This window comes from Nocardia puris (assembly GCF_036051655.1).
Lineage (GTDB): Bacteria > Actinomycetota > Actinomycetes > Mycobacteriales > Mycobacteriaceae > Nocardia > Nocardia puris.
The window spans coordinates 3,534,428-3,547,704 of sequence record NZ_CP107943.1; the positions used below are offsets into that span (position 1 = coordinate 3,534,428).

General features: G+C 71.3%; 11 protein-coding genes and 1 riboswitch. Of the genes, 7 read left to right on the forward strand and 4 right to left on the reverse strand.

Annotation, left to right across the window (positions count from 1 at the left end; all coding sequences use genetic code 11):
• Positions 1–35: 35 nt before the first annotated feature.
• Positions 36–758 (reverse strand): alpha/beta hydrolase, encoded by a 723-nt coding sequence (locus tag OHB21_RS16190; RefSeq protein WP_067511049.1) that lies wholly within the window; start codon positions 756–758, stop codon positions 36–38.
• Between the two features lie 174 nt (positions 759–932).
• A riboswitch (cobalamin riboswitch) is annotated at positions 933–1,060 on the forward strand.
• A 38-nt stretch (positions 1,061–1,098) separates the two neighbouring features.
• Here OHB21_RS16190 and OHB21_RS16195 point away from each other — a divergent pair.
• From OHB21_RS16195 to OHB21_RS16205, 3 genes are read left to right on the forward strand one after another with little or no spacing between them, the layout of a single operon-like run.
• A complete protein-coding gene (locus OHB21_RS16195; RefSeq protein ID WP_195124817.1) occupies positions 1,099–2,685 on the forward strand; it encodes an ABC transporter substrate-binding protein in 1,587 nt (528 codons plus the stop codon).
• Between the two features lie 10 nt (positions 2,686–2,695).
• The gene (locus OHB21_RS16200; RefSeq protein WP_067511048.1) at positions 2,696–3,670 is read left to right on the forward strand and encodes an ABC transporter permease; all 975 of its coding nucleotides are present in this window, start codon (positions 2,696–2,698) and stop codon (positions 3,668–3,670) included.
• Between the two features lie 29 nt (positions 3,671–3,699).
• The gene (locus tag OHB21_RS16205) at positions 3,700–6,351 is read left to right on the forward strand and encodes an ATP-binding cassette domain-containing protein (protein ID WP_195124818.1); all 2,652 of its coding nucleotides are present in this window, start codon (positions 3,700–3,702) and stop codon (positions 6,349–6,351) included.
• Between the two features lie 68 nt (positions 6,352–6,419).
• Here OHB21_RS16205 and OHB21_RS16210 read toward each other — a convergent pair whose 3' ends face one another.
• A complete protein-coding gene (locus OHB21_RS16210) occupies positions 6,420–7,394 on the reverse strand; it encodes a helix-turn-helix transcriptional regulator (RefSeq protein WP_195124819.1) in 975 nt (324 codons plus the stop codon).
• 93 nt (positions 7,395–7,487) lie between these two features.
• On the opposite strand from OHB21_RS16210, the gene OHB21_RS16215 reads away from it, so the two are divergent.
• Entirely contained in the window at positions 7,488–8,648 is a 1,161-nt protein-coding gene (locus tag OHB21_RS16215; protein WP_067511046.1) for an epoxide hydrolase family protein, read from the forward strand.
• A 57-nt stretch (positions 8,649–8,705) separates the two neighbouring features.
• On the opposite strand, the gene OHB21_RS16220 is transcribed toward OHB21_RS16215, so the two are convergent.
• Positions 8,706–9,524 carry a hypothetical protein gene (locus OHB21_RS16220; protein ID WP_195124820.1) on the reverse strand — a complete coding sequence of 273 codons (819 nt, stop codon included), beginning with the start codon at positions 9,522–9,524 and terminating at the stop codon, positions 8,706–8,708.
• A gap of 229 nt (positions 9,525–9,753) precedes the next feature.
• Between OHB21_RS16220 and OHB21_RS16225 the strand changes: the two genes are divergently transcribed.
• Together OHB21_RS16225 and OHB21_RS16230 are read left to right on the forward strand one after the other, a co-directional pair.
• Positions 9,754–10,926: an acyl-CoA dehydrogenase family protein gene (locus tag OHB21_RS16225; RefSeq protein ID WP_067511044.1), complete on the forward strand. Its 1,173-nt coding sequence runs from the start codon at positions 9,754–9,756 to the stop codon at positions 10,924–10,926.
• Between the two features lie 9 nt (positions 10,927–10,935).
• Positions 10,936–12,063 (forward strand): acyl-CoA dehydrogenase family protein, encoded by a 1,128-nt coding sequence (locus tag OHB21_RS16230; protein WP_067511043.1) that lies wholly within the window; start codon positions 10,936–10,938, stop codon positions 12,061–12,063.
• A 55-nt stretch (positions 12,064–12,118) separates the two neighbouring features.
• Here the strand turns inward: OHB21_RS16230 and OHB21_RS16235 are convergent, their stop codons facing one another.
• Positions 12,119–12,643 carry a hypothetical protein gene (locus OHB21_RS16235; protein WP_067511042.1) on the reverse strand — a complete coding sequence of 175 codons (525 nt, stop codon included), beginning with the start codon at positions 12,641–12,643 and terminating at the stop codon, positions 12,119–12,121.
• 283 nt (positions 12,644–12,926) lie between these two features.
• Here OHB21_RS16235 and OHB21_RS16240 point away from each other — a divergent pair, with 283 nt between their 5' ends.
• Positions 12,927–13,208, forward strand: coding sequence for a hypothetical protein (locus OHB21_RS16240; RefSeq protein WP_228801437.1), 282 nt, complete (start codon positions 12,927–12,929; stop codon positions 13,206–13,208).
• Positions 13,209–13,277 lie beyond the last annotated feature (69 nt).

A 13,277-nucleotide genomic window follows, 5' to 3' on the forward strand; every position in this document is an offset into this window, starting at 1 on the left:
GCGGGCTCGGCCGGATTTGTGAAGTGTGTCACGGACTAGCGCGAAGCTGCCGCCGCGCTGTGCGCCCGCTCCAGCAGCCAGGCGACGACATCGGCCGTCACCTCGGCGTAGCGGGGTTCGTGCAGCACGTCGTGGCCCGTGTCGGCGTATTCGTGCCAGCGCGCCCACGGGTGCCGCCCGGCCCATTCGCGCATCGCCTCCACCGGCGCGCGGCGGTCGTCGGTGCCGTGCACCGCCAGGATCGGCAGCGTCGACGGCAGCGGTGTACCCGGCGCATCGGGGCGTCCGCCGCCGAGCGCCCGGCGCGGCACGCCGGACAGCACGAGCCCCGCCAACGCCTCGTGCGGCACGCTCGGCGTGAGCGGATAGCTGGCCTCGACGGTGTTCAGATCGGTGCCCGCGCTGATGTCGGGGACGGCGGCGCCGAGCGTCCCGAGCGCCGTGACGGCGCCGAGCGAATGCCCCATCAGCACCAGCGGGCCCGCCGCTTCGGCACGCACCCGGTCCAGGAACGCGGTCGCGTCGGCCACCAGTTCGGCCAGCGTGCCCGGGTGCAGGGGATCGCCCTCGCTGAGCCCGTGCCCGAAGGTGTCCAGGGCCCACAGCCGGATGCCCGCCGCCCCCAGACTCCGGGCGAATCGGTGGTAGTGCCCGCTGTGCTGACCGAGCCCCGGCAGGAGTGCCGCCGTGGCCACCGCGTTGTCGACCGGCCACCGCCGATAGTGCATCCGGCCGCGCGCGCCGTCGAAGTAGAACATGTACCGATAGTGCCAAAACTTCTGCGACTCAGTGGAGTTCACCGCCCTGCACGGCCACCGGCTACACTTTTCCGCCGATTCGCCGTTCGTGCCCCAGCTGACCCCTGACCGGGCCGTTCACCGACGAGCCCGCCCGCGCCCGCTTCTCGGGGCGGTAGGGTCTGGCCTCGACGCAGGGAACACCGGTGCGAATCCGGGGCTGTCCCGCAACTGTCACCGAGGAGCGAACCGCCGCAGTACGGCCACGACCTGCCCGGGTTGGAAGGCCGGTGGGGAGCGTCGATCCGGGAGCCAGGACACCTGCGTCGGCCGGCACCGGGACGACTCCACGAGGATGGCGATGGACAACTCGATACGACACCGGCGGACACTCGGCCGCCGGGAGATGCTGCTGCGCAGCGCGGGCGCACTGGGGCTGCTCGCGACCGGCGCGCTCACGCTCACCGGCTGCGGTGACGGCGGCACCGGGCCCCAGGGCGGTCCACCGCGCGCGGGCGGCCGGTTGCGCGCCGCGATCGCCGGACGCGCCGCCAGCGTGGACGTGCTGGACCCGCACCTGGCGGGCAGCTCCGCGGGCGGTGCGGTGAGCAAGAACGTATGGGACAAACTCGTCGCCTACAACAACGACCTCACCCTGCGCTTTCGCCTGGCCAGCGCGCTCGAACCCAACGCCGACGGCAGCGAATGGCGCATCACCCTGCGCCCCGGCGTGGTGTTCAGCGACGGCAGCCCGCTCACCGCGCGCGATGTGCTGTGGAGCTTCGAGCGGATGCTCGACCCGGCGCGGCCCTCCTCCGGCGACCTGGCCGTGGTCGACATGTCGCGCACCCGCGCCGACGGCGACCTCGGCGTGGTGGTGGCGATGAAGACGCCGATCGCGGACTTCGGTTCGGTGCTGGCCGGGTGGTACTGCTACGTGATCAAGGACGGCACCACGGTGTTCGACCGGAACACGCTGCCCGTCGGCACGGGGCCGTTCGCGCTGGCGAACTGGTCGCCGGGTGACCGGACCCTGTTGCGCCGCAACGAGAAGTACTGGGACGGCCCGGTCCACCTGGACGAGGTGGAGATCATCCAGATCGCCGAGACCGAAGCGCGCATGAACGCCTTCCTCTCCGGTGCGGCCGACACCGCGCACGAGATGTCCTACCTGCAGGCGCACACGCTGGCGAACGATCCGAACGCGCAGGTCGTCACCCCGCCCGCGGGCCTGATGGGCGCCTTCCAGATGCGGGTGGACGTGGCGCCCTTCGACGACGTGCGGGTGCGCCAGGCGATGCGGCTGGCTGTGGACCGCGAGGCCATGGTCGAGGCGGTGTACTACGGCTTCGGCGAGGTCGGCAACGACATCTACGGCAAGGGCGCGCCGTTCTACAACGACCAACTGCCGCAACGGACTTACGATCCGGAGCGGGCGCGCCAGTTGCTGCGGGAGGCGGGGCGGGAGAACCTGACCGTCACGCTGCCGACGGCCGACGCGATCCCCGGCATGGTCGAGTCCGCGACGCTGTTCGCCGAGCACGCCAAGGCCGCGGGCATCACCATCCGGCTCGAAACCGTGCCTGCCGACACCTATTTCACCGAGGTGGTGGGCACAGCGCCGCTCTCCCACATCGGTTGGTGGAACTACAGTCTGGACTACTTCTACGGCCAGACGATGACCAGCGATTCGCCCAGCAACGACTCCGGCTGGCGCCGCCCGGCGTGGGACGCCACGTTCGCGGCCGCCCGCGCGGAGATGAACCAGGAGCGCCGCAGGCAGCTGTATTTCGAACTCCAGGAAGAACTCTGGAACGAGGGCGGCTACATCCTGCACAGCTTCGCCAAGCGTCCCGATGTCGCGCACGTCCGCGTGCAGGGCGTGCGCGACGGCGTGCCGGGCACCGACGACTGGGCGAACTTCACCACCACCTGGTTGGCGGAGTAGCGGTCTCGCGGTGATCCGCTATCTGCTGCGCCGCGTCGGCGGCGCGATCGCGGTGCTGTTCGCGGTCGCGCTGGTGGTGTTCGGCCTGTTCGAGCTGCTGGATTCCGATGCCGCCGCCGTGGCGTTGAGCCGCCACGGCGGCGGTCAGCCGACGGCCGAACAGCTCGCGGCCAAACGCGCCGAACTCGGGCTCGACCGGCCCGCGCCGGTCCGATTCGCGGAGTGGACCGGCGATTTCGTGCGCGGCGACCTCGGCGATTCGCTGCTGTCGGGGCGGCCGGTGCGCGAGGTGCTGCTCGGCCGCCTCGGCAATTCCGTGGTGCTGGCGGCGATCACGGCCGCGCTGCTGATCCCGCTCGCGCTCGCGCTCGGGCTGCTGGCGGGCTCGCGTGCCGGATCGCGCACCGACCGCGCGGTGAGTTCGCTCGCCCTCGTCGCGGAGTCGTTGCCCTCCTTCGTCTCCGGGGTGATCCTGGTGGCGACGGTGTCGCTGACGTTGCATCTGCTGCCCGCGGTGTCGCTGTTGCCGACCGGGACGAGTCCGTGGGAGCGGCCGGAGATCCTGGTGCTGCCGGTGCTGTGCCTGCTGATCGGGCTGGCGCCGCACCCGGTGCGGGTGGTGCGCGCGCAGACCGCCGATGTGATGGCGAGCCCCTACATCACGGCCGTGCGGTCGAACGGGGTGGGCGGATGGCGCCTGCTGGCCCGGCATGTCGCGCCCAACGCCGTGTCGGCCTCGATCCATCCGGTCGCCGGATCGATCGTGGGGTTGATCGGCGGCGTGGCGGTGGTGGAGACGCTGTTCGCCTATCCCGGTCTCTCCCAGGAACTCTTGCGCGCGATCGCCGCGCGGGACTTCCCGTTCGTGCAGTCGGCCGCGGTGCTGATGGCGGCGCTCGGACTCGCCGTGTACCTGCTCGCGGATCTGGCGACGCTGGCGGTGAGCCCGCGTGCCCGGCGGGAAGTGCTCGGGGGTGCGGCATGAGTGCCGGGCGGTCGGTGGAAAGTATTGCTGTGCAAAGGGGTTCGAAAGTACGACTGCGTGTGGTGGTGCCCGCGACGCTGCTGCTCGCGGTGCTCGCCGTGGTGGTGCTCGGCCCGTTGCTCGCGCCGCATCCGGCCACGTCGCCGGTCGGCAGGCCGTTCACGGAGCCGTCCGGGCAGTTCCCGCTGGGCACGGATGTCGTCGGGCGCGACGTGTTCTCGCGCCTGCTGCACGGCGGGCTGTCGCTGGTCGCGATCACCGCCGCCGCGCTGATGGCGGCCTACGGACTCGGCCTGGCGCTCGGGCTGCTCGCCGGTCTGCGGCGCCGCGCCGATCCGTGGGTGTCGCGCCCGGTCGACGCGCTGGTGGTGGTGCCGTGGTTCCTGCTGCTCGCGGTGATCGCCACCGCCATGGGGCCCGGTCCGGCGGCGATCGTGGTGACGACGACGCTGGCCGCCTCACCCTGGATCATCCGCATCGTCCGCACCGCCGTGCTCGAGATCGCGGGCAGCGGTTACGTGGAGGCGGCGCGCGCCCGTGGCGAACCGTGGTGGCGCGTCGCCGTGGTGGAGGTGCTGCCGAACCTGCGTTCGGTCGTGTTGGCGGACGCGGGAATTCGCGTGTCCGGCACCATCTCGATGGTCGCGGTGAGCGGATTCCTCGGCCTCGGCCTGCGGCCGCCCTCGGCGGACTGGGCGCTCATGATCACCGAGAACCGGCCGGGGTTCGTCGTGCAGCCGTGGTCGGTGCTCGCGCCCGCCGCGCTGGTGATGGTGCTGGTGGTGTCGGTGAACCTGCTGGTCGACGGGCTGCTGGGCGGACACGTCCCGCCACCTTCGCGCCTGGCACGCCTAGCCTCCGATCCCGATGCGGGACTTGCTGTTTCCGATCTCGACGTCCACGACCGGCACGGTCGCGCCGTGCTGGAAGGGGTTTCGCTGTCGGTGGCGCGCGGCCGCAGTCTGGCGGTCGTCGGACCCTCCGGCGCGGGGAAGACGACCTTCGCCTCGGCGGTGCTCGGCGCCCTGCCGCGCGGCCTGCGCGCCACGGGCGTGATCACGACCCCGGTGACGGAGGGGTTGCGCACCGTCGGCTATGTGCCGCAGGATCCGGCGGCCGGATTGAATCCCGCGCTGCGGATCGGCACGTCGCTGCGCGAGATCGCCCGCCTGCACGATCGCCGCGCCGGCGCGAGCGTCGTCGCCGCGGCCCTCGAACGCGTCGGCCTGCCCGGCACCCCCGAATTCCGCCGCCGCTACCCGCACGAACTCTCCGGCGGCCAGCAGCAACGCGTCCTGCTCGCCATGGCGCTCACCGGCAACCCCGCGCTCATCGTCCTCGACGAACCCACCACCGGCCTCGATCCCCGCACCCGCGCGGACCTGGTCGCCACCCTCACCGACATCAAGAACTCCACCACCGCAACCTTTCTCATCGTCACCCACGACCTCGCCGGCCTCGCCCCGGTCGTCGACGACGTAGCGGAGTTCGATCAGGGCAAGCTCGTCTCCTTCGGCCCGACACCTGGTTCGGATGCGGAGCCCGGCGAAAGCGGCCCGGTGCACCTGGCCGTGCGTCCGCCCGTCGGAAACGCGCTGACGCCCGGCACCCGGCAATGCGATACGACCGGCGCCCCGCCCCCTTCTCGTGGTGATGACGCGACCGAGGACACCGGCACAACCATCGCGGCAGCCGATCAGCCGGGCAGGGCGGATGCCGTTTCCGACGACGGGCCGGTCACACCGCACGGCGCATCTGCTGGTGAACCATGCGGGACGGCCGATGTTTCCGATGGCGATCCTGGCCTGTCGGAGGGGGCGCTGGGCGGCGAATTGATCTGGGCAGGAGGCACTTCGAGCCGGGCGCCGGGCGGAGCGAGTGGCGCCAAGGGCGTGGTGCCGGGACGGGCGGGCGGCGCTTCCGACGCCGAATCGAACAGGGGCGGTGGTGGTCCCGGCGTGGAATCGGTCCCGACCGGCGGTGTTGCCGCCCGCGAACCCGGCGCGCCGGTCCTGCGGGTGACCGGCCTGTCCGTCGCCCACGGACGGTGGACGCGCGTGCTCGATAACGTGGATTTCGCTGTGGCGGAAGGGGAGTGCCTGGCGATCGTCGGGCGGTCGGGTGTCGGGAAGACGACGGTGGCGCGGGCGTTGGCGGGCTTGCACGCACCCAACGCCGGGCACGTGGAGTTCGAGGGCGGGCGGGTCCCTGCGAGCGTGGATCGGCGAACTATCGCGCAGCGCAGGGCGATTCAGCTGGTCTTCCAGAATCCGGCCACGTCGCTGAATCCGGTCTATCCGGTCGGCGCGCAGGTGCGGCGCACCCTGCGCCTGCTGCACGGCCTGGACCACGAGTCCGCCCAGCGGGAGGCCCGTCGCCTGTTCGCCTCGCTGCACCTGGACGAGGCACTCCTGGACCGCCGCCCCGGCCGCCTGTCCGGCGGACAGCAGCAGCGGGTCGCCGTCGCCCGTGCCTTGGCCGCTCGCCCCGGCGTCCTCATCTGCGACGAGATCACGGCCTCGCTCGACATCCGCTCCCGCGCGGCGGTTCTCGACCTCCTGGACGATCTGCGCGGCACCGGCCTGGCCATGATCCTCATCAGCCACCAGCCCGAGGTCGTCGCCCGCCTCGCCGACCGCACCCTCACGTTGGACGGCGGCCGCCTCCACCCGGTGGGGTAGAGATCCCCGCACCCCCGAGCTCGCCGTGTCCCGGGTCGGAGGGGTGCCGGCCACCGTCCGGCCCCCTGCTACTCCGCCCGCCTCGCACCCAACGCTCGCTCCAACCGCTCCCGCACCACACGCAACTCCTCGATCAACTCCCTCGGCTCGTGCACCTCGAAGTCCACGCCGAGCCGGATCAGCCGGTGCGCCAACCACTCCGGCGCGTCGTCGCCCTCGCCGGTCAGGCAGCAGCTCGTCTCGTCGAGCGCGACGAGCTCACCCGGTGCGTCGGCGAGGGGTCCCGCGACCGCCGCGACGGGAGCGTGGATGGTCACCGACACGGGCAGCACCGGTGTGCCCCAGTTGGTGCGCGCCCCTGCCGCGTAGTCGGCCGGACTCTCGGCCGGTAGCGGGCGTGGCGTGAAGCGTGCCCCGGTCGCCCGTGGATTCTCGATCCGGTCGGCGCGGAAGGTGCGCCAGTCCCCGCGATCCAGGTCGTAGGCGACCAGGTACCAGCGGCGGCCCGAGGCCACCAGCCCGGCCGGTTCGCCGTGCCTGGCGCTCGCCCGGCCTGCCGCGTCGCGGTAGGTGAAGCGGGCGCGTTCCCGGTTCGTCACGGCGGCGGCCAGTGTGGTGAGCACCTCCGCGTCGACGGCGGGTTCCGCCGAAATGCGGTGGGAGGTAGCCGTACTCAGTACGCGAACCCGCCTGCGCAGCCGGGTGGGCAGCACCTGCTCGAGTTTGGTCAGCGCGCGCACCGATGCCTCGCCCACGCCCGCCACCGTCGACGCGGCGGCCGCCCGCAACCCGAGGGCGATGGCCACCGCCTCGTCGTCGTCCACCAGCAGCGGCGGCATGGCCGCGCCCGCCGCCAGCCGGTAGCCGCCGACCGCGCCCAGCTCCGCGTCCACCGGATAGCCGAGCGCCCGCAGCCGGTCGATATCGCGGCGCACGGTGCGGTCGGTGACGCCGAGCCGTTCGGCCAGTTCGCTGCCCGGCCACACACGGGGCGTCTGCAACAGCGAGAGCAGTTTCAGCAGGCGGGCGGGGGTGTCGTTCACGTTTTCCATCATGACGGAGAACTAGGACTTGAATGGTCCTATATGCGCTCTACCTTCGTCTACGAACGATAAGAACGACGCAGGGAGTACTCGATGACCGACCAGCAGATCCGCCCCTTCCACATTCACATCCCGCAGGCCGACGTCGACGACCTTCTCGACCGGCTGGCCCGCACCCGCTGGAGCGCCCACGCCCTGCCCGGCGACGGCTGGGAGCGTGGCGTCCCGCTGGACTACCTGAAGGAGCTCGCCGAGTACTGGCGCACCGGATTCGACTGGCGCGCACAGGAATCGGCGCTCAACGAGTTCCCGCAGTTCGTCACCGGGATCGACGGCCTCGACGTGCATTTCGTGCACGTGCGCTCCGCCGACCCCGACGCCCTGCCGCTGCTGCTCACCCACGGGTGGCCCAATTCGTTCGCCGAATTCACCAAGACCATCGGCCCGCTCACCGATCCCGCCGCGCACGGTCGCCCCGGTGCCCGCGCCTTCCACGTGATCGTGCCGTCGGTGCCCGGCTTCGCTTTCTCCGAGCACGGCCCCGATATGTCCGTGGACCGGGTCGCCCGCATGTGGATCGCGCTCATGGACCGGCTCGGATACTCCCGCTACGGCGTGCAGGGCGGCGACCTCGGCGCCTACATCGCGCCCCGGGTGGCGGCGCTTGCCCCGGACCGCGTGGTCGGGGTGCACTTGGACGGCGGCATCGGCATGCCGACGGAGGCCGACGTGCCCGGGATGACGCCCGACGAGCGCGCCGAATGGGATCTCATGGGGCAGTGGATGACCGGCGGCGTCGACCACCACACGCTGCTGCGTGCCGCCCCGCGCACGTTCGCGCACGCGTGGACCGATTCCGCGGTGGGCCTGCTGGCCTGGTTGATGCAGAAGTTCGCCGAGTTCACGCCGATGGCCGACCACGTGGAGGACGTCATCGACCGCGACCATCTGCTCGTCAACGCGAGCCTGTACTGGTTCACCGACACCGCGGGCACCTCGTCGTGGCCGATGTACGAGGGGCTGGCCGACGGCGGATTCGGCTGGCCCGCCGGGCAGACGCTGGTGCCGACCGGCGTGTACGGCGGCGGCTCGGCGCTCATGCGCAGGCTCGCCGAACGCGACAACGACATCGCGTACTGGCCGGAGGGCAACACCGGCAACCACTTCGTCGCCATGGAACAACCGGCCGCGCACGCCGACGACATCCGCGCCTGCTTCGACGCCATCGACCACCGGGCCAAGGCATCGGCCTGACCTCGGAAACACGACGGCCGCCGTGGAGAAATCTCCGCGGCGGCCGGACGTGAGTCGTCAGTTGTGCACGGACACACCGGGGTTCGGCGCGGCGGGCGCCGGAGCGGGCGCCGGGGCCGGTTCGGGTGCCTGCGCCGGCGCGGGCGCGGCGGGCGTACCCGGAGCGCCGGGCGCGGGGACCGCCGCCTGCGGTGCGGGCGCGGGCGCGGCGGGGGTGCCGGGCGCCTCGGGCGCGGGCGCCGGGGGCGGAGGAGGCAGATCCGGGACGACGAACATGCCGACCGTCGGCGTCATCACGCAGTGCGCGCCGGGGTAGCCGATGATGCCCCACATGGACGCCAGCACGGTGCCGGGACCGCTGTGCACGGTCTTGGACAGCGTGGGCATGTTGTGGTCGGTGGTGTCATCGAGGACATCGATGCCGCTGCGGCCGTTGTTCACGTTCACCCACGCGACGGTGAGCCCGGAGCTGAGCGGCACGCCCGAGTGCGCGGGGGTGGCGCTGAAGCGCAGCGTGCCCGGATCGGGGTTCTCGGCGTGGTCGGGCGTGTTGCCCCCGGTGGTGGCCGCCGCGATGATCGTGGTGATCGGGCCGTGCGTGCCGCAGCCGAAGGTGGGCGCGGCGTAGGCGAAGGGGGCCCACTGACCCGCGATCTCGCGGACCTGCGGGATGTCGAGCATGTCGGTGTACTTGTCCAGCGCGCCCACACCGGCCCGAGCGGCGGCGTCCTCGCCCGCGCGCTCGGTGAGCTGCGCGATGGCCTCGCCGACCGGCCCCTCCGGCGCGGCGGCGGCGGGCCCCGCGAAGGCCAGAACGGCGCCGAGGCCGAGAGAGGTCACCGTCGCGGCCGCACGTGCGATGGTTCTGCCGTTCACCAAGTACTCCTCGTATATGAACCACGGGATTCCCCGAACCCTGGCCAGCAACGTACCAGCTCGACGGGGCCCGCGCCGCCCGGGTCGACGCCGGATGTGACGCGGCGCGGCGCGGCGATCTCGGCGAGGGATGGTCCGCGGCGGGGCGGGTATGTGATCCACTCGACAGTGCCGGTGAACCGAGGGGTAGGTTTGCACTCGGAAGTACGAGACACAACGGGAGCTGCGTATGAAATTATCCCTGTCCCCCGACGAGGTGGCCTTCCGCGACGAGTTGCGGCAGTTCTACCGCGAACAGATTCCCGCCGAGATCCGCGAGCGCGTGAAGCGCGGGCGCGAACTCTCCCGCGAGGACGTCGTGACCGCCCACAAGATCCTCAACGACAACGGGCTCGCCGTGCCGAACTGGCCGGTGGAATGGGGCGGCAAGGACTGGACCCCCATGCAGCGCCACCTGTGGCAGGACGAGATGCAGCTGGCCTCGGTGCCCGAGCCGCTCACCTTCAACGCCCAGATGGTCGGTCCGGTCATCGCGCACTTCGGCTCCCAGGAACTCAAGGAACGCTTCCTCCCGCCCACCGCGGCCCTCGACATCTGGTGGTGCCAGGGCTTCTCCGAACCCGACGCGGGCTCGGACCTGGCCTCGCTGCGCACCACCGCCGTCCGCGACGGTGACTCCTACATCGTCAACGGCCAGAAGATCTGGACCACGCTGGCCCAGTACGCCGACTGGATCTTCTGCCTGGTCCGCACCGATCCGAACGCGCCGAAGAAGCAGGCGGGCATCTCCTTCCTGCTGTTCGACGTGAAGAGCCCCGGCGTCACCATCCGCCCGATCAAGCTGATCGACGGCGGCTACGAGGTGAACGAGGTGTTCTTCGAGAACGTCCGGGTGCCCGCCGATCAGCTCGTCGGCGAGGAGAACCAGGGCTGGACCTACGCGAAGTTCCTGCTCGGCAACGAGCGCACCGGCATCACCGGCGTCGGCCGCACCAAGGTCAAGCTCGGTGTCGCGAAGGACTACGCGCGCCAGATCAAGTCGGGGTCGGGCACGCTGCTCGAGGACCCGGTGTTCGCCGCCCGCGTCGCCGAACTGGAGAACGAACTGCTGGCGCTGGAGCTGACCCAGCTGCGGGTCGTCTCCAATTCCTCGGACGGCAAGCCGAATCCGGCCTCGTCGGTGCTGAAGCTGCGCGGCTCCGAACTCCAGCAGGCCGCCACCGAACTGCTGCTCGACATCGCGGGCCCCGACGCCCTGCCGGTGGACGCGGCCGATATCGCCTCGCCCGACTGGGCGCAGCGCAGCGGCCCCGGCTACCTGAACTACCGCAAGACAACCATCTACGGAGGGTCGAGTGAGGTGCAGCGCACCATCATCGCCTCCACGATCCTCGGATTGTGAGGTCGCGCCATGGATTTCGAACTCACCGATGAACAGGTCATGCTGCGCGACACCGTGCGTGACGTCCTGGCCCGCACCTACGATCCCGAGTCGCGGCTGAAGATCACCGACACCGAACTCGGCTGGAGTCGCGACGTGTGGGGTCAGCTCGCCGATCTCGGCGTGCTCGGCCTGGCGTTCTCCGAGGAGGACGGTGGCGTGGGCGCGGGGCCGGTGGAGACCATGCTGGTGCTCGAGGAGATCGGGCGCAGGCTGGCGCCGGAGCCGGTGCTGGACGCGGTGCTGGTGCCGGGATCGATTGTCGCGCAGATCGGTAGCGCCGAGCAGCGGCAGCGGGTGCTGCCCGCCGTGGCGGCGGGGGAGAAGCTGCTCGCCTTCGCGCACAACGAGCCCGGAGTGCGCTGGCCGTCGACCGAGTTGTTCGTCACGGCGGCACAGCAGGGCGACGGATACGTGCTGTCCGGCGTGAAAAACCCGGTGCCGCACGGGGATTGCGCCGACGAACTGGTGGTCAGCGCGAAGCTGCCCGGCGGTGGCACCGGACTGTTCCTGGTGGCCGCCGACGCGACGGGCCTGGTGCGCAAGCCTTTCCGCACCGTCGACGGTCAGCGCGGGGCGCAGATCGAATTCGACGGCACCCCCGGCGAATTGCTCGGCGGCGACCGGGACGGCGCCGAAGCGGTCTCGATCGCGCTCGGGCACGCGCACGCGGGCCTGTGCGCGGAGTCGATCGGCGCGATGGAGGAAGCGCTGCGTCTGACGACCGATTACCTGAAGGCGCGCAAGCAGTTCGGCGTCACGCTGTCGAAGTTCCAGACCCTCACCCAGCGGGCGGCGAACATGTACGTCTCGCTGGAACTGGCGCGCAGCATGAGCCTGTACGTCACGGGGTCGCTGGCCGACGACGCGCACGACCCGGTGGTCGCCTCGCGGGCGCGGTTGCAGGTGGGCCGGTCGGCCCGGCACATCGGGCAGGAGGCCATCCAGATGCACGGCGGTATCGGCGTCACCGCCGAGTACCCGGTCGGGCACTACGTCGCGCGGCTCACCGCCATCGGGCGCACCCTCGGCGGCGATCTGGACCACCTGAAGGTGCTCACGGCCGGGGTCGGCAACTACGACCTGGTCGAGCTCTGAGAAACACCAGGGGCGGCGGCGCGTTCTCGCGTCGCCGCCCCTGGTATTTCGAGGGCTACTCGTCCTCGTACTCGAACGGGTTTTCGTACTCGTTCTCGTACTCGGGCGTCGTCGTGGTCGGGCGGGCCGCCGTTGTGGTGGGCCGAGTGGTCGGCTCGGGCGCCTCGGTGGTGGGCGGGGCGGTGGGCGTGGCCGACAGAGTCCTGGTGCGGGTGGTGGTGGTCGGTGCGTCGACGTCGGCGGGTGGCGTGGTGGTGCGGCCCGGCCGCGTGGGACGGGTGGTCTCGTCCTGGTGTTCTTCGTCGGGAGAGACGGTCATGGTGACGAATCCGGCGGGCCTGCGCGGTGGGCCCTCGGGGGCGACCTGCCAGGTCGGGGAGGGTGGGATGACGATGCGTGAGCCGGTGATGGTCGCGCCGTCGTGCACGACCGCGGCGGCGGCCGGGCCGTCGGGCAGCGGGGGCGGCGGCACGTAGACGTCCTCGCCGCCGATGCCGCAGGAGCCGATGACGACGAGTCCGAGGGACACCGCCCCCACGGCGGCGGCCGGCCCCGCGATCCTGGCCCTGCTGCGATCCATCCGCGAACACTCCTCGTGTACTTCGAGTGGCCCCACCTTAAACCAGGCGGGGTGGCCGGGCTATTCGGGCCGCGTCCCGCGGGGCCGCCACCGGGGCATCTCAAACATCGTTAGTTCAGATATCGAAATGATTTCTTCGGCGTGTCGCGGGCACGTGTCGCGGGGTTCGGCCGTCCGCGCGACGTAGCGTGTGAGCAAAGTTACGCGTGAGACGCCTGGTTCGAGATGGGAGACGCGCCGCCCGAGTGACGGCAACACTTCGATCGGCGTCAACGAGGAGAAGATGATGGGAGCATACTCGACATCCGCGCCGCTCACCGCGGCCGCCGAAGCGAAACAACCGGCGCGGCGGGAGTCACCCGCACCGTCCGCGCGCACCATGTCCACCCTGCTGATCAGGTCCTTCGCCTGGTTGTTCTTCGCGGGCGGCCTCGTCGGCGCCGTGCTCGGCATCGCCGGGCTGCACGTGGAGATCACCGTCGCCGGCTTGATCCTGGCCTGCACCGCCGGACTGGTCCTGCTCAAGCTCCGTGCCGACGCCGGAGCATCGTCCGAATCCGACTGAATCACAAGCCTTTCCACCCGCGCGCGTAAACCGCGTGCCCGCGCGGCGGAGTCCGTCTAGCGTGCGGTG